Source organism: Pseudomonas sp. 4CAES_32.4, from assembly GCF_058136335.1.
The window spans coordinates 4,042,881-4,058,042 of the sequence record NZ_CM176882.1 but is presented as its reverse complement, the minus strand read 5'-3'; the positions used below and the strand labels follow the sequence as shown (position 1 = coordinate 4,058,042).

Here is a 15,162-nt window from a genome sequence, read left to right as displayed (position 1 = left end):
GCTGTACTCAGACTTTGTAATCGACACATAAAACTGTGGGAGCCAGCCCTGCTGGCGATGGCGGCGTGTCAGACACAACGGATGAAACTGAACGACCGCCATCGCTTGCAGGGCAAGCTCCCACACTGATCCGCGCAGTACTCGGATCTTGTAGTCGACACATAAACCTGTGGGAGCCAGCCCTGCTGGCGATGGCGGCATGTCAGACACCACGGATGCGACTGAATGTCCGTCATCGCTTGCAGGGCAAGCTCCCACACTGATCCGCGCTGCACTCAGACTTTGTAATCGACATATAAACCTGTGGGAGCCAGCCCTGCTGGCGATGGCGGCATGTCAGACACTACGGATGCGACTGAATGTCCTTCATCGCTTGGAGGCCAAGCTCCCACACTGATCCGCGCTGTACTCAGACTTTGTAATCGACACATAAACCTGTGGGAGCCAGCCCTGCTGGCGATGGCGGCGTGTCAGACACCATGGATGCGACTGAATGTCCTTCATCGCTTGGAGGCCAAGCTCCCACACTGATCCGCGCTGTACTCAGACTTTGTAATCGACACATAAACCTGTGGGAGCCAGCCCTGCTGGCGATGGCGGCATGTCAGACACTACGGATGCGACTCAATTTCCGCCATCGCTTGCAGGGCAAGCTTCCACACTGATCCACGCTGTACCCGGATTTTGTGTCCTACCCATAAACCTGTGGGAGCCAGCCCTGCTGGCGATGGCGGCGTGTCAGACACTACGGCTGCGACTGAACGACCGCCATCGCTTGCAGGGCAAGTTCCCACACTGATCCGCGCTGTACTCGGATTTTGTGTTCTACCCATCAACCTGTGGGAGCCAGCCCTGCTGGCGATGGCGGCGTGTCAGGCACCATGGATGCGATTGAATGTCCGTCATCGCTTGCAGGGCAAGCTCCCACAGGCGTGATGCAGTGTTTTCAGAATTGCAGCGTCTGTTTGAGTTCGACAGGGCTGACCACCGCGTAGTTATACCCGCCACCCGACCAGTACTCAGCCTGCAAATCCCCATCACTGCGGCTGCCTCGGGGCAAAAAGGTGTTTTTCGGCCCTGGCGGACGCACGTAAAAACTCACTTTGTGTCCGCTGCGATCCTCGTACATGACCATCGCCGCCGGGCCTTCATCGGTGCTGAGCAACCGCCCGCTGACCGGCTCAAATCCGGCCGCTGTCAGATCGGGAAGACGACTGGCGCGAGTGAAATAACGATCGAGCCAATGCTGCATGTCGCCGTCACTGTCGACCTTGTAGTCGGCGGGCAACAGGCCTTGCTGGGCAATGAGGCGATAAGCCTGCAAGGCGTCGGTCATCGGTAGCAGGGAAGGGCGCACGAGGGTCATCTCGCGGGCTTGCCAGCCACTGAAGCCGCCGACGCTGACTGCGATCAGCAACACCGCCGCACTGGCCAGGTGGCGGCGTGACTGGCGCTGGCGGCGCTGCCGAATCTGCGTCGGATCCAGCGCCGGATTGGCCGGCTGCTGCAACGCGCCGCCGAGTGCCGCACGCAATTGCTGCGCATCCTGTTGCCAGGCGCGCACTTGTGCGGCTTCGTCGGGATGGCTTGCCAGCCAGGTTTCCAGCACACGCCGGTCGGCGTCGCTGAGTTGGTGGTCGACGTAAGCATGCAGGTCATGCTCGTTGGGAGGCAGGCTGATCATTTGAGTATCCGCAAAGAAGGGCTGCTGATTTCGCCGTCGCTGAGTTGGCGCAAGGCCTGGCGGGCGCGGGACAGGCGCGACATCACGGTGCCAATCGGGGCGCCGAGGATCTCGGCGACCTCTTTATAGGAAAGGCCCTCAACCGAGACCATCAACAGCAGGGCGCGCTGCTCGGTCGGCAACCGGTCGAAGGCTTGCAAGGTCGACTGAGCGATCACCGTGCGCTCCACCGAGGGTTCGGCATCGTCACGTCCGGTGAAGAATTCGAGCATCCGCGCATAGCGTCGCGACCGGCGATGGGCATCGAGAAACTGCCGGTACAGGATCGCAAACAGCCAGGCACGCAGGTCACCGTCGGTGCGTTTATTACCCCAACTCGACAGTGCCCGCTCGAGGCTCGCCTGCACCAGATCGTCAGCGCTGCTGCTGTTGCGCGTCAACGACACGGCAAAGCGGCGCAATCTGGGAATGATTTCTCTCAACTGTTCGTCGAATTCGCTCATGAAATTCTACTAGTCACTACGCTGTGGACTAGGGAGACGTCCGCCGCTGCAGGTTATTCCACGTTCGGAAAAATAAATACCGAGCCGTGGAATAAACCCTGATGAGGCGCGTCTTGCTGATTCTTCCTACTTGTGGCCGATGGCCCTGGAGTCTTTCATGGTTGATCGCTCATCCCCCAATGCGGCGCCGCCCGGCCAACCGCAACGTCCGCCGCTGAGCACTGCGAGTCTGATCGTGCGTCTGGGCGGCATTGCGGTGGTTGTCGCTGCTGTGGCCGGGGCGTTTGCCTACGTTCACGGTAACTTTGACCCACAGCGTCTGACGCCAAAAGCCTTGGTTGATGTGCTGGAGAAGAACAACGGCGTGCATCCCGGCTTTCGCCGCAATCATGCCAAAGGCGTGTGCGTGATCGGCCATTTCGAAAGCAGTGGCGAGGCGCGGGCGTTCTCGGTCGCGCAGGTGTTCAACGAGCCGCAGACGCCGGTGGTGGGGCGTTTTGCCTTGCCGGCGGGTAATCCCTATGCACCCGACAGCAGCGTACCGATCCGCAGTCTGGCACTGCGATTTACTCAGGCGAACGGTCAGCAATGGCGCACCGGGATGAACAGCATGCCGGTGTTCCCGGTCGGTACGCCCGAGGCGTTTTATCAGTTGCAGCAGGCGCAGTCGCCGGATCCCGCGACCGGTAAACCGGACCCAAGCAAGGTGCCGGCTTTTTTTGCCTCGCACCCGGAAGCCGTTCCGTTTCTGACTTGGGTAAAAACAGCCAAGCCTTCGGCCAGTTTCGCCACTGAAACCTACAATAGCGTCAATGCGTTTTATCTGGTCGACGCCAGCGGCAAGAAGCAGGCCGTGCGTTGGAGCATGACGCCATTGGCTCAAGATGCCGCCGGTGCCACAGCGCCCGAGGGCGGTGATTTTCTCGAGAAAGATCTGGTGCAACGACTGGCCGCTGCACCGCTGCGTTTTCAGTTGAACATCACCTTGGCCAACCCCGATGACCCGGTCAACGATGCGAGTAAAACCTGGCCCGCCGGGCGCAAGGTATTAAACGCCGGCACACTGGTCCTGGAGAAAACCCAGCCACAGCTGAGCGGCGAATGCCGCGACATCAATTACGATCCGCTAGTCCTGCCTGCGGGCATTCAAGGCACCGACGATCCATTGCTCGCCGCGCGTTCTGCCGGTTACGCCGACTCCTATCTGCGTCGCACCAGTGAAGTCAGTCAATTGCCCGCCGCCAAACAGGAGGCTCGACCATGAGAACTCAACCGACGCATTTCGCGCTGTTGGCGCGCCTGCTGCATTGGCTGATGGCGTTGATGATTATCGCCATGCTGTTTATTGGTGCCGGGATGGTTACCTCCGTCTCGGAGCGGCATGAATGGCTGATCCATCTGCACAAGCCCCTCGGGATCGCCATTCTGGCGCTGGTGATCGTGCGTTTGCTGGTACGCCTGGCCACGCGGCAGCCGCCGCTGCCAGCGGATCTGCCGGACTGGCAGGTGTTGGCTGCCAAGGCTTCGCATCTGTTGCTGTACGCGCTGATGCTGGTGTTGCCATTGCTTGGTTGGGCGATGATCAGCGCTTCGGGCGAACCGGTGATGCTCAGCACCACGCTGCAACTGCCTTCGATTGTGCCAGCTGATGCGCAGTTGTTTGCCTTGTTGCGAAAAGCCCATGGCTATCTGGCGTATCTGCTGTTCCTGACGGTGCTGCTGCACTTGGCGGCGGCACTGTTTCATGGCTGGGTACGCCGCGACGAAGTGCTCGACAGCATGTTGCGCGGTCGCGATCGCAGCTAATCGGTTGGGCGCCCCTGCTGGCAAACGTCAGCAGAAGCACCAGAAAGCAAAAGATCGCAGTCAGGCTGCGATCTTTTGAAAGAGCGGGGAGGGATCAGCGCAGGGTGTCGACCATGTCGGCGATAGTGGTCAGTACGTCTTTGCCCAACTGTTTGGAACGCTTGCCCGACCAGCCGGTTTCTTTGTCGGGGTGATCGTCGTGATCCTTGAACGGCATCTCCAGGGTCAGTGCCAGGCAGTCGTACTTCTGACCGACGCTGTTGCAGGCCAAAGTCATGTTGGCCTGACCCGGTTCATCGCGGGTGTAGCCGTACTTGGTCTGGAAATCCTTGGTGGTGTGCTTGAGATGGTTGCGGAAGTGTTCCTCGAGCTTTTCGAGGCGCGGCGTGTAACCTGGATTGCCTTCGCAACCGGCGGTGAATACGTGGGGGATTTCTTCGTCGCCGTGTACGTCGAGGAACATATCCACGCCATACTTTTCCATTTGCTGCTGTACGAAAAGTACCTCAGGACTGATTTCCTGACTGGCGTTCTGCCAAGCACGGTTCAAATCCTGACCCATCGCATTGGTACGCAAATGACCGTGGAAGGCGCCGTCCGGGTTCATGTTCGGCACCAGGTATAGATCGGCACTGGCCAGCAGGTTGTTCAGCACGGGATCGTCGTGTCGTTCCAGGCGTTCGATGACACCTTCCATGAACCACTCGGCCATGTGTTCGCCCGGGTGTTGCTGGGCGATGATCCAGATTTTGCGTTGCCCTTCAGCGCCTGTGCCTTTGCGCAGCAGTTGAATGTCACGGCCTTCGACGCTTTTGCCGGTGGCCAGCAGTTCGGTGCCGGCCTTGGTCAGCGCCTGCTCGATCAGCCAGTCGTGACGGCCACGGCTGTACGGTTCGAAATACGCGAACCAGGCGTGGGTTTGCTCGGCTTCGAGGCAAAAGCGCAGGCTGTCGCCTTCAAAACTGGTTGGAATGCGGAACCAGTTGACGTGGTCGTAGGAAGCGACAGCCTGATAGCCGGTCCAGGCTTTGTTATAGGAAGACTGGCTGGCGTTGACCAGGCGAAACCAGTGTTCCTGGTGAACATGCAGGCCGCTGGCCTTGAAGTGGAACCACTGGAAATGGGCGCTGCGCGTATCCGGGCGGATGGCCAGCACTGGATTGAGCGGGTTGCTGATATCGATGACTTGAATGTTGCCGCTGTCGAAATTGGCGCTGATGTCGAACGAAGATTTGGCCACGGTCATAATCACTTCCTGAATAGGATTTTTATGGCCGTTACTTTACACGCTGGAAGGGGTGAAACCGAGGGGAATTGCGGGTTGTGGCGGGGGCGTCCTCCATGACGCGCAAGAAGCTTAGAGATTGTGCGATTGATTCTCAAGTGCTAATTGTCATTAGTTTGCCCCAATGTGGCCGGGCTCGGCTTGCCAACCGATATTCTTTTGATATTATCCGCGCCATCGAATTTGCAGCATCTAAAGACTTCATTAGCCTGAAGCCATAAGCCCGAAAAACGGGCAAAAAAAAGACCCGGCAAAAAGCCGGGTCAAAAACCGTGATTAGCCTGATGAGGAGATAGTCCAGAAGACCGACCTAAGGTCTCTGGTCCATCGACTGATCTCGCGACCAGCTGCTTGCAATAATAATCATTATCATTTGCAAGTCAAATGTTTTTATCTGCTCGATTGGAAAATTCTTTCCTGTCGTCCCAATGCCGTTCCTCACGCTTCTTCGCCATCGAGCGAATGGTCGACCATCGCTCGCGCCATATCCACCATGTGCACCACTGAAAACGCCAGGTCGCGACTTGCGCCTTGCAGGTTTTCTGCTGCCTTGAAAGCAGTGGCGGCAGCGCAACGCAAAAGGTCGGAAGCATGCACCAGAGCTTCCTCGCCACTGAGATGGCGTCTCACGTCGAAAAAGCGCTCATCCACCTCGGGTTCTGACACAGCTGGTTTCAAGTAATAGTCCAGCGCCCGCTGCGCCGCGGCATTGCCTTGTGGTGAGGTGAACGTGGTGTCCATTTGCAGGTCGGGCAAGTCTTTGCTGCTGATATTCATGATGAGAGGTCACTCCTTGTGCGATGAAAAATCCGTGCTCTCAGCATAATACGTGACGTAGTTGTGACCAGAATTTAAATACTACAATATGTGTTTTGCTGGCCGAAGGCGTCCGCGTAAGGTGCCGCACATGGATAAATGGATTGAGTTGGTCAAGGCCAAGATGAGTGAACTCAAAATCACTCAAACAGAGCTCGGAGAGCGCGTCGGCATGTCCCAGGGCGGGATCGGCCATTGGCTGAACAAACGTCGCGAACCCGGTATCACGGAAATGAACCGCGTGCTGCACGCACTGGGGATGGATTTCCTCGAAGTGGTGCTGGTCATTCGCGAACCGCCGCTGGAGCCAGAGGACGATATGCCGCTGGCGCAGAAGTACAACCCGTACTTCCGTTACCCGGTCAGTGACTGGCGTACGCCCTGCGAGGTACGCGAGAGCGGGCAGTCTGCCTACACACCGGCATCGGATAAGCAGCGTTTCGAACTGACGGACTACCACGCCCGTGGCGCGGCTTTCTGGCTGACAGTGACGGGGGATTCGATGACCGCGCCGACAGGCCAGAGCATTGCCGAAGGCATGCTGATACTGGTCGACCCGGAGGCGGAAGTGGTGCCGGGCAAACTGGTGATTGCCCAGTGGCCGAACAGTGAGGAAGCGGTTTTCCGCAAACTCGACGAGCAGAGCGGCCAGCGTTATCTGGTGCCGCTCAACCCGACCTGGCCGAAAACCCTGTTCACCGAAGAATGTCGAATCATCGGTGTCGTGGTTCAGGCAACGGCGCGCTACTAGTCAGATCGATCCTCGCCAGGCGCAGGATCGATCCATCCCTTCACACTGCTTCCAGTTCAACCAGAGCGCTGCCTTCGCCGACCATTTCACCTTCCTGGCAATACAGCGCTTTGATTACACCAGCGTGGGGCGCGCGGATGCTGTGCTCCATCTTCATGGCCTCCAGTACCACCAGCTGAGCGCCGGCTTCGACCGATTGCCCGGTCTCGACCAATACCCGAACGATGCTGCCGTTCATCGGTGCAGTCAGCCCGCCCTGATGACTCTGACTGGCTTCGACGGCGCTGATCGGGTCATACGTCTCGATTCGACGCAACTCACCTTCCCATTGCAAGTACAGCGCATCGCCTTGGCGGATAGCACGCAACGTGCGACGTACGCCTTCGTGTTCAACGATGAGATCCTCGCCGGCCAGTTTGGCGTGGCCAGCGGTACTCAGCGTCAGCGCCCGATCCTGCCCCTCACACCGCAAATGCAGCGTGACTTCCCGCGGCAGACCCGCGCGCAATCCGCTGTTCACTGACCACGGCGAAGCGGGGTCATCCAGGCGCGCAAGCTGAGGTAGACTCTGCGCCACCGCTTGAGCCGCGGCCTCCCAGAACGCATCGCTCAATGTGCCCGCTACAGGCAGCAATTGCTCCTGATACCGCGGAATAAACCCGGTATCCAGCTCCGCCGCCGCGAACGCCGGGTGCGCGATGATCCGCCGCAAGAAGTTGATGTTGGTCTTCAATCCGCCAATCGCGAATTCGTCCAGCATGCTCAGCAAACGCAGGCGCGCCTGCTCACGATCCTCACCCCAGGCAATCAGCTTGCCGAGCATCGGGTCGTAGAATGGTGAGATTTCATCGCCTTCTTCAACCCCGCTATCGACTCGACGCCCGGGCCCCTCAGCGGACTCGCGATACAAGTCCAGACGTCCGGTTGCCGGCAGAAAATCGTTCGAAGGATCTTCGGCATACAAGCGCACTTCAATCGCATGGCCGTTGAGCGGTACTTGCGCCTGAGTGATCGGCAGCGCTTCACCACGGGCCACGCGGATTTGCCAGGCCACCAGATCCAGACCAGTGATTGCCTCGGTCACCGGGTGCTCAACCTGCAGTCGCGTGTTCATCTCCATAAAGAAAAACTCGCCGCGCGCATCCAGCAAAAACTCCACAGTACCGGCACCGACATAACCAATCGCCTGCGCCGAGCGCACGGCCGCTTCGCCCATCGCCCGCCGCAGTTCAGGCGTCAGGCCCGGTGCCGGCGCTTCTTCTACAACCTTTTGATGACGACGCTGGATCGAACAGTCACGCTCGTTGAGGTACAGACAATTGCCATGCTGATCGGCGAATACCTGAATTTCCACATGACGCGGTTTGAGCAAATATTTCTCGACCAGCATCCGCGAATCGCCGAACGACGACTGTGCTTCACGCTGGGCCGAGGCGAGGGCTTCGGCCAGTTGGCTGACGTCCTCGACCACTTTCATGCCTTTTCCACCGCCGCCCGCGGTGGCCTTGAGCAGCACTGGATAGCCGATACGCTCGCAGGCAGCGCGGAACGTCTCGAGATCCTGCGCTTCGCCGTGATAACCCGGCACCAGCGGCACACCGGCGGTTTCCATCAGCGCCTTGGCGGCGGATTTGCTGCCCATGGCGTCGATTGCCGAGGCGGGCGGGCCGAGGAAGATCAGCCCGGCTGCTTCGATCGCACGGGCAAATCCGGCGTTCTCCGACAGGAAGCCGTAGCCCGGATGAATCGCCTGCGCACCGCTGGCCTTGGCCGCCGCAATCAGCTTGTCGATTTGCAGATAACTGTCAGCCGCTTTGCTGCCGCCCAGGTCAACGCGGATATCCGCTTCCCGGCTGTGTCGCGCCTCGCGGTCGGTGGCGCTGTGCACGGCGACGGTGGTCAGGCCCAGCGCTTTGGCGGTGCGCATCACGCGACAGGCGATTTCGCCACGGTTGGCCACCAGCAGGGTGGTGAGAACAGGTGCGCTCATCAACGCGACTCCTTGGTGGTGGGTGCGGCTTGCCAGCTCGGCGGACGTTTTTGCAGAAAGGCGCGCAAGCCTTCCTGACCCTCAGGACTGACACGGATGCGTGCGATGGCGTTTTCGGTATAGCGGCGCAGGGCTGGGGTCAGTGCACCGTTGCCGACTTCACGCAACAAGTCCTTGCTGGCGCGCATGGCGGCGGGGCTGTTGAGCAGCAGATTGTTGACCCATTGTTCGACTTGCTCATCCAGTTCAGCAGGCGGATAGCTGTCGGACAACAAACCGATTTCTCGCGCCCGCTGACCGCCAAAACGTTCGGCAGTCAGGGCATAACGCCGTGCTGCACGCTCGCCGATCGCTTGCACCACGAATGGACTGATCACCGCCGGCGCCAGACCGATACGCACTTCCGACAGGCAGAACTGCGCGTCATCGGCGCCGATCGCCATGTCGCAGCAACTGATCAGCCCGAGCGCGCCACCGAACGCCGCGCCTTGCACCACGGCCACGGTAGGGATTTTCAGTTTGGCGAGGTTGTACATCAGCTCCGCCAGTTCACGGGCGTCATCGAGGTTGGTGTGGTAATCGAGTTCGGCCGATTGCTGCATCCACGCCAGATCAGCGCCGGCGCTGAAATGCTTGCCACGGCCGCGCACCAGCAAGAAACGCAGGCTGGCGTCGCTGGCGACTTTGTCCAGTGCGAGGATCAGTTCACGGATCATCTCGGCGTTGAACGCGTTGTTCTTTTCCGCGCGGTTGAGCCACAGCGTCGCGAAACCCCGTGGGTCGCTGTGCAGTTCGAGGGTGTTGAAGTCGCTCATGAGATTCTCCCGATCACATCCGGAACACGCCGAAGCGGCTCGATTCGATTGGCGCGTTCAGCGACGCAGACAAGGCCAGAGCCAACACATCGCGGGTTTGCGCCGGGTCGATGACGCCGTCGTCCCACAGTCGTGCGCTGGAATAGTAGGGGTGACCCTGTTCTTCGTACTGATCGAGGATCGGTTGCTTGATCTCGGCTTCCTGCTCGGCACTGAACGCCTGCCCGCTGCGTTCAGCCTGCTCACGCTTGACCTGCACCAGCACGCCAGCGGCCTGTTCGGCACCCATCACGCCGATCCGCGCATTCGGCCACATCCACAGGAAGCGCGGGTCGTAAGCACGTCCGCACATGCCGTAGTTACCGGCGCCAAAGCTGCCGCCGATGATCACGGTGAATTTCGGCACTTTCGCACAAGCCACCGCCGTCACCAGTTTCGCGCCGTGTTTGGCGATGCCACCGGCCTCGTATTTCTGCCCGACCATGAAGCCGGTAATGTTTTGCAGGAACAGCAATGGAATGCCACGTTGGCAAGCCAGTTCGATGAAGTGCGCGCCTTTCTGCGCGGCTTCGGCGAAGAGGATGCCGTTGTTCGCCAGAATCGCGATCGGGTAACCGTGCAGATGGGCGAAACCGCAGACCAGTGTGGTGCCGAACAGCGCCTTGAATTCATCGAATACCGAACCGTCGACCAGTCGCGCAATCACTTCGCGCACATCGAACGGTTGCTTGGCGTCGGCGGAGACCACGCCGTACAACTCGTCGCTACCGTATAACGGCGCAATCGGTGCGCGCTGTTGTACTTCGCCGAGCTTGCGCCAGTTGAGGTTGGCGACGCTGCGGCGGGCGAGGGCGAGGGCATGTTCGTCGCTCTCGGCGTAATGGTCGGCGACCCCGGAAATCTTGCAGTGCACATCGGCTCCGCCCAAGTCTTCGGCGCTGACCACTTCACCGGTCGCGGCTTTCACCAGCGGCGGGCCGGCGAGGAAAATCGTTGCCTGATTGCGCACCATGATCGCTTCGTCGGCCATCGCCGGCACATAGGCACCGCCGGCAGTGCACGAGCCCATGACCACAGCGATCTGCGGAATGCCCATCGCGCTCATGTTGGCCTGATTGAAGAAGATCCGTCCGAAGTGCTCGCGATCCGGAAACACTTCGTCCTGACGCGGCAGGTTGGCGCCACCGGAATCCACCAGATAGATGCACGGCAGACGATTCTGCTGAGCGATGGTCTGCGCGCGCAGGTGTTTTTTCACGGTCAGCGGATAGTACGAACCGCCCTTCACCGTCGCATCGTTGGCGACGATCATGCATTCAACGCCTTCAACCCGGCCGATCCCGGCGATCACACCGGCGGCTGGCACGTCTTCGCCATACACGGCGTGGGCGGCCAGTTGGCTGATTTCCAGAAACGGTGAACCCGGATCAAGCAAGCGATTAATGCGTTCACGCGGCAGCAATTTGCCGCGAGACGTGTGACGTTCCTGGGCTTTTGCGCCGCCACCCTGCGCCACTTGGGCGAGCAGGGTATGCAGGGCGTCGACCTGTTTGAGCATCGCCGCAGTATTGGCGGCGAACTCCGCTGAACGCGGGTTGAGCTGAGTGTGCAGAATCATGGCTTACTCCGTAAGCAGCTACGAGTTGCAAGCTTGGAGCGGCAAGTCAAAGCTGTTCTCTTGCAGCTTGAAACTTGCAGCTCGCCGCTGACGAAATTTATTTCGTTTCGTTGAACAGTTCGCGACCGATCAGCATGCGACGGATCTCACTGGTGCCGGCGCCGATTTCATACAACTTGGCGTCACGCAGCAGACGGCCCGCCGGGAACTCGTTGATGTAACCGTTACCGCCGAGAATCTGGATCGCGTCGAGGGCCATTTGTGTGGCGCGCTCGGCGGTGTAGAGAATTACGCCAGCAGCGTCTTTGCGGGTGGTTTCGCCACGCTCACAAGCCTGGGCAACCGCGTATAGATAAGCGCGGCTGGCGTTGAGTTGGGTGTACATGTCGGCGACTTTGCCCTGGATCAGCTGGAATTCGCCGATGCTCTGGCCGAACTGCTTGCGGTCATGGATGTACGGCACGATCAGGTCCATGCACGACTGCATGATCCCGGTCGGGCCACCAGACAGCACGACGCGCTCGTAATCGAGACCGCTCATCAGCACTTTCACGCCGCCGTTGAGCACGCCGAGGATGTTTTCCTCGGGCACTTCGACGTCATCGAAGAACAGTTCGCAGGTGTTGGAGCCGCGCATTCCGAGCTTGTCGAACTTGTTGCTGCGGCTGAAGCCTTTCCAGTCGCGCGCGACAATGAATGCGGTGATGCCGTGGGGGCCTTTTTCCAGATCGGTCTTGGCGTAGATCACGTAGGTGTTGGCGTCGGGGCCGTTGGTGATCCAGGTTTTGCTGCCGTTGAGGACGTAACGGTCGCCGCGTTTGTCGGCGCGCAGTTTCATCGAAACCACATCGGAACCGGCGTTGGGTTCGCTCATTGCCAGTGCGCCGACGTGCTCGCCGCTGATCAGCTTCGGCAGGTATTTGGCTTTCTGTTCGTGGTTGCCGTTGCGATTGATCTGGTTGACGCAAAGGTTGGAGTGCGCACCGTAGGACAACGCCACCGAGGCCGAGCCACGGCTGATTTCTTCCATCGCGACGACGTGCGCCAGGTAACCCAAGCCAGCACCGCCATACTCCTCCGGAACGGTGATGCCGAGCAGGCCCATGTCACCGAATTTGCGCCACATGTCGGCGGGAAACAGGTTGTCGCTGTCGATCTGCGCCGCACGCGGAGCGATCTCCTTGGCGACGAAGGACTGAACCTGATCGCGCAGCATGTCGATGGTTTCACCGAGGGCAAAATTCAGGGAGGGATAGCTCATGGGTCACCTTTTGGCTTTTTTGTAGGGTGGGGAGAGCGGCCACTCAGCTCTCACCTTTACGTTAACGTAAGCGTGTGAGGAATGACTGTCAATCACCCTTTACGTTAACGTCAACTTGAGCGAGAGTAGGGGCAGTTCAAGATTGAAAGCTGATTGGTTTTTGTAGGAGTGAGCCTGCTCGCGAAAGCGTCCTGTCAGTCGAGGTAAATGTTGACTGATGGATCGAGATCGCGAGCAGGCTCACTCTGACAAGTGACCGTCGGCAACCCATAAATAAAGACAATAGGGGTCGTCATGGATCAACCCAGTGCAAACCCGCAGCGCAGCTACACCCGTGGTTCTCAGGACAAAGCCTTGCTGGCGATGACCATCGGGCAGCAGTTCGATCAGACTGTTGCGCAATACCCCGACGGTGAAGCGCTCGTCGTGCGCCATCAGCAGTTGCGCTATTCCTGGCGCCAACTGGCCGATGCGGTGGATCTGCACGCCAGAGCGCTGCTCGCCCTGGGTTTGCAGGCCGGTGATCGCCTCGGTATCTGGGCACCGAACTGCGCACAGTGGTGCATCACCCAATTCGCCACGGCGAAAATCGGCGTGATCCTGGTTAACGTCAACCCGGCCTATCGCAGCTCCGAACTCGAATACGTGCTCAAACAATCCGGCTGCCAATGGCTGGTCAGTGCCGGGGCGTTCAAATCTTCTGACTACCACGGCATGCTGCAAGGGCTGGTGCCAGAACTGGCCGAACAATCCATCGGCCAATTGCGCAGTGAGCGCCTGCCGCAATTGCGCGGCGTGATCAGCCTCGACGCACAGCCGCCATCAGGTTTCCTGCCGTGGTCGCAATTGACTGATATGGCCGCGAAGACTTCCCCGCAACAGCTCAGCGAGCGCAGCAACAGCCTGCACTTCGATCAACCCGTCAACATCCAGTACACCTCCGGCACCACCGGTTTCCCCAAAGGTGCGACCCTCAGTCACTACAACATTCTCAACAACGGTTACATGGTCGGCGAAAGCATCGGCCTGACCTCGCGTGATCGCCTGGTGATCCCGGTGCCGCTGTATCACTGCTTCGGCATGGTCATGGGCAACCTCGGTTGCATCACCCACGGCAGCACGATGATTTACCCCAGCGACGCCTTCGATCCGTTACTGACCCTGCAAACCGTCGCCGAAGAAAAAGCCACTGGCCTCTACGGCGTACCCACCATGTTCATCGCCATGCTCGATCAGCCGCAACGCGGCGAATTCGATTTGTCGAGTCTGCGCACCGGGATCATGGCCGGCGCCACATGCCCGATCGAAGTGATGCGCCGGGTCATCAGCGAGATGCACATGAGCGAAGTGCAGATAGCGTACGGCATGACCGAAACCAGTCCGGTGTCGCTGCAGACCGGGCCGAACGATGAACTGGAGTTGCGCGTGACCACCGTCGGCCGCACCCAGCCGCAGCTGGAAAGCAAGATCATCGACGAGGCCGGCAACCTGGTGTCGCGCGGCACCATTGGCGAACTGTGCACGCGCGGTTACAGCGTGATGCTCGGCTACTGGAACAATCCGCAAGCCACGGCCGAAGCCATCGATGAAGCGGGCTGGATGCACACCGGGGACCTGGCGAGCATGAACGAGGAGGGCTACGTCAATATCGCCGGGCGTAACAAGGACATGATCATTCGCGGCGGCGAGAACATTTATCCGCGTGAGCTGGAGGAGTTTTTCTTCACCCACCCGGCGGTGGCGGACGTGCAGGTGATCGGCATTCCGTGCTCGCGTTACGGTGAGGAAATTGTCGCCTGGATCAAGTTCCACCCCGGCCACAACGCCTCCGAGCTGGAGTTGCAAACCTGGTGCAAGGAACGCATCGCGCACTTCAAGACGCCACGGCATTTCAAGTTCGTGGAAGAGTTTCCGATGACGGTGACGGGCAAGATCCAGAAATTCAGGATGCGCGAGATCAGTATTGAGGAAATGAAAACAATCGAGCGGTAACCACAACCCTGTGGGAGCTGGCTTGCCAGCGATGGCGTCCGGTCAGGCAGCATCTATGTTGAATGATCCACCGCAATCGCTGGCAAGCCAGCTCCCACAGGGTTTTGTATGGTTTTCGGGAATCCCGGAAAGCACAAAGGGGAGCCGAGGCTCCCCTTTAATTTTGTCGTCGCGTGCTCTTTTTTATTATTGAGGGTCGGTCTGTTGTTGTTTTTGGCAACCGTGGCCCTTTACCGCTGTTTTTGGCGACCCCCATCCGGGGTCAAGAGCAAACGTATTTTTTTGAGCGCTGATCTACTTTCTCGCTAAGCGATCCAACCGATTCGGGAGCTACCTGAGGGTAGTTTTATTGTTCTCTGCCCGGTTGCGGGTCACTCCTGAGAGCACCCTGAAAAGCACACCTTCTCCAAAAAAATCTGTTAGCTGCGTCTCTGCCGTGTTGTTTTTGTTATGTCAGAGTCGGTACGTCTTATTTTTATTGGTTTGCTGCTTTTTATTCTTGTTATGCCATAGATATAGCATTACGCGTGCCAACTTTAGAAAAAGCTTATAAATCAATTACTTATGATTTTGTAGGGTTTTTCTGCCAGGCGAAACCAGACAATTTGTTTCCGTGTTACTCGCTTCAGCCCCACATTCCA

General features: G+C 59.0%; 12 protein-coding genes. 4 read left to right on the top strand and 8 right to left on the bottom strand.

Annotated elements, in window-relative coordinates; genetic code table 11:
- Nucleotides 1-946: 946 nt before the first annotated feature.
- Complete coding sequence (locus AC3Y64_RS18210) at nt 947-1,684, bottom strand: anti-sigma factor family protein (protein WP_489984754.1); 738 nt, start codon at nt 1,682-1,684, stop codon at nt 947-949.
- Nucleotides 1,681-2,187 carry a sigma-70 family RNA polymerase sigma factor gene (locus AC3Y64_RS18205; protein WP_489984753.1) on the bottom strand — a complete coding sequence of 169 codons (507 nt, stop codon included), beginning with the start codon at nt 2,185-2,187 and terminating at the stop codon, nt 1,681-1,683. The genes AC3Y64_RS18210 and AC3Y64_RS18205 overlap by 4 nt, the downstream gene beginning before the upstream one ends.
- 157 nt (nt 2,188-2,344) lie before the next feature.
- Here AC3Y64_RS18205 and AC3Y64_RS18200 point away from each other — a divergent pair, with 157 nt between their 5' ends.
- On the top strand, nt 2,345-3,451 hold the full coding sequence (locus AC3Y64_RS18200; RefSeq protein ID WP_489984752.1) for a catalase family peroxidase: 1,107 nt from the start codon (nt 2,345-2,347) through the stop codon (nt 3,449-3,451).
- Nucleotides 3,448-3,993 (top strand): cytochrome b, encoded by a 546-nt coding sequence (locus AC3Y64_RS18195; RefSeq protein ID WP_489984751.1) that lies wholly within the window; start codon nt 3,448-3,450, stop codon nt 3,991-3,993. Before AC3Y64_RS18200 ends, AC3Y64_RS18195 begins: the two co-directional genes overlap by 4 nt.
- Nucleotides 3,994-4,087: 94 nt before the next feature.
- Here the strand turns inward: AC3Y64_RS18195 and AC3Y64_RS18190 are convergent, their stop codons facing one another.
- Both AC3Y64_RS18190 and AC3Y64_RS18185 read right to left on the bottom strand, forming a co-directional pair.
- On the bottom strand, nt 4,088-5,239 hold the full coding sequence (locus AC3Y64_RS18190; RefSeq protein WP_489984750.1) for a M14 family metallopeptidase: 1,152 nt from the start codon (nt 5,237-5,239) through the stop codon (nt 4,088-4,090).
- Nucleotides 5,240-5,716: 477 nt separating this feature from the next.
- Nucleotides 5,717-6,055, bottom strand: a complete 339-nt coding sequence (locus AC3Y64_RS18185) for a DUF6124 family protein (RefSeq protein ID WP_489984749.1) — start codon at nt 6,053-6,055, stop codon at nt 5,717-5,719.
- A gap of 130 nt (nt 6,056-6,185) precedes the next feature.
- Between AC3Y64_RS18185 and AC3Y64_RS18180 the strand changes: the two genes are divergently transcribed.
- Nucleotides 6,186-6,845, top strand: a complete 660-nt coding sequence (locus tag AC3Y64_RS18180) for a LexA family protein (RefSeq protein ID WP_489984748.1) — start codon at nt 6,186-6,188, stop codon at nt 6,843-6,845.
- 40 nt (nt 6,846-6,885) lie between these two features.
- Here the strand turns inward: AC3Y64_RS18180 and AC3Y64_RS18175 are convergent, their stop codons facing one another.
- The 4 genes from AC3Y64_RS18175 to AC3Y64_RS18160 form a co-directional block, all read right to left on the bottom strand.
- Nucleotides 6,886-8,835 carry an acetyl/propionyl/methylcrotonyl-CoA carboxylase subunit alpha gene (locus AC3Y64_RS18175; RefSeq protein ID WP_489984747.1) on the bottom strand — a complete coding sequence of 650 codons (1,950 nt, stop codon included), beginning with the start codon at nt 8,833-8,835 and terminating at the stop codon, nt 6,886-6,888.
- The gene (locus AC3Y64_RS18170) at nt 8,835-9,650 is read right to left on the bottom strand and encodes a gamma-carboxygeranoyl-CoA hydratase (protein WP_489984746.1); all 816 of its coding nucleotides are present in this window, start codon (nt 9,648-9,650) and stop codon (nt 8,835-8,837) included. The genes AC3Y64_RS18175 and AC3Y64_RS18170 overlap by 1 nt, the downstream gene beginning before the upstream one ends.
- Before the next feature lie 13 nt (nt 9,651-9,663).
- Complete coding sequence (locus AC3Y64_RS18165) at nt 9,664-11,268, bottom strand: carboxyl transferase domain-containing protein (protein WP_489984745.1); 1,605 nt, start codon at nt 11,266-11,268, stop codon at nt 9,664-9,666.
- 97 nt (nt 11,269-11,365) lie between these two features.
- Nucleotides 11,366-12,529, bottom strand: coding sequence for an isovaleryl-CoA dehydrogenase (locus tag AC3Y64_RS18160; RefSeq protein WP_489984744.1), 1,164 nt, complete (start codon nt 12,527-12,529; stop codon nt 11,366-11,368).
- A 294-nt stretch (nt 12,530-12,823) separates the two neighbouring features.
- On the opposite strand from AC3Y64_RS18160, the gene AC3Y64_RS18155 reads away from it, so the two are divergent.
- Nucleotides 12,824-14,521 carry an AMP-binding protein gene (locus AC3Y64_RS18155; RefSeq protein WP_489984743.1) on the top strand — a complete coding sequence of 566 codons (1,698 nt, stop codon included), beginning with the start codon at nt 12,824-12,826 and terminating at the stop codon, nt 14,519-14,521.
- The last annotated feature ends 641 nt before the right edge of the window (nt 14,522-15,162 follow it).

Excerpts from the sequence above, each read along its gene's own strand:
- AC3Y64_RS18210 (WP_489984754.1), bottom strand. The coding sequence starts at position 1,684 with ATGATCAGCCTGCCTCCCAACGAGCATGACCTGCATGCTTACGTCGAC.
- AC3Y64_RS18205 (WP_489984753.1), bottom strand. The coding sequence starts at position 2,187 with ATGAGCGAATTCGACGAACAGTTGAGAGAAATCATTCCCAGATTGCGC.
- AC3Y64_RS18200 (WP_489984752.1), top strand. The coding sequence starts at position 2,345 with ATGGTTGATCGCTCATCCCCCAATGCGGCGCCGCCCGGCCAACCGCAA.
- AC3Y64_RS18195 (WP_489984751.1), top strand. The coding sequence starts at position 3,448 with ATGAGAACTCAACCGACGCATTTCGCGCTGTTGGCGCGCCTGCTGCAT.
- AC3Y64_RS18190 (WP_489984750.1), bottom strand. The coding sequence starts at position 5,239 with ATGACCGTGGCCAAATCTTCGTTCGACATCAGCGCCAATTTCGACAGC.
- AC3Y64_RS18185 (WP_489984749.1), bottom strand. The coding sequence starts at position 6,055 with ATGAATATCAGCAGCAAAGACTTGCCCGACCTGCAAATGGACACCACG.
- AC3Y64_RS18180 (WP_489984748.1), top strand. The coding sequence starts at position 6,186 with ATGGATAAATGGATTGAGTTGGTCAAGGCCAAGATGAGTGAACTCAAA.
- AC3Y64_RS18175 (WP_489984747.1), bottom strand. The coding sequence starts at position 8,835 with ATGAGCGCACCTGTTCTCACCACCCTGCTGGTGGCCAACCGTGGCGAA.
- AC3Y64_RS18170 (WP_489984746.1), bottom strand. The coding sequence starts at position 9,650 with ATGAGCGACTTCAACACCCTCGAACTGCACAGCGACCCACGGGGTTTC.
- AC3Y64_RS18165 (WP_489984745.1), bottom strand. The coding sequence starts at position 11,268 with ATGATTCTGCACACTCAGCTCAACCCGCGTTCAGCGGAGTTCGCCGCC.
- AC3Y64_RS18160 (WP_489984744.1), bottom strand. The coding sequence starts at position 12,529 with ATGAGCTATCCCTCCCTGAATTTTGCCCTCGGTGAAACCATCGACATG.
- AC3Y64_RS18155 (WP_489984743.1), top strand. The coding sequence starts at position 12,824 with ATGGATCAACCCAGTGCAAACCCGCAGCGCAGCTACACCCGTGGTTCT.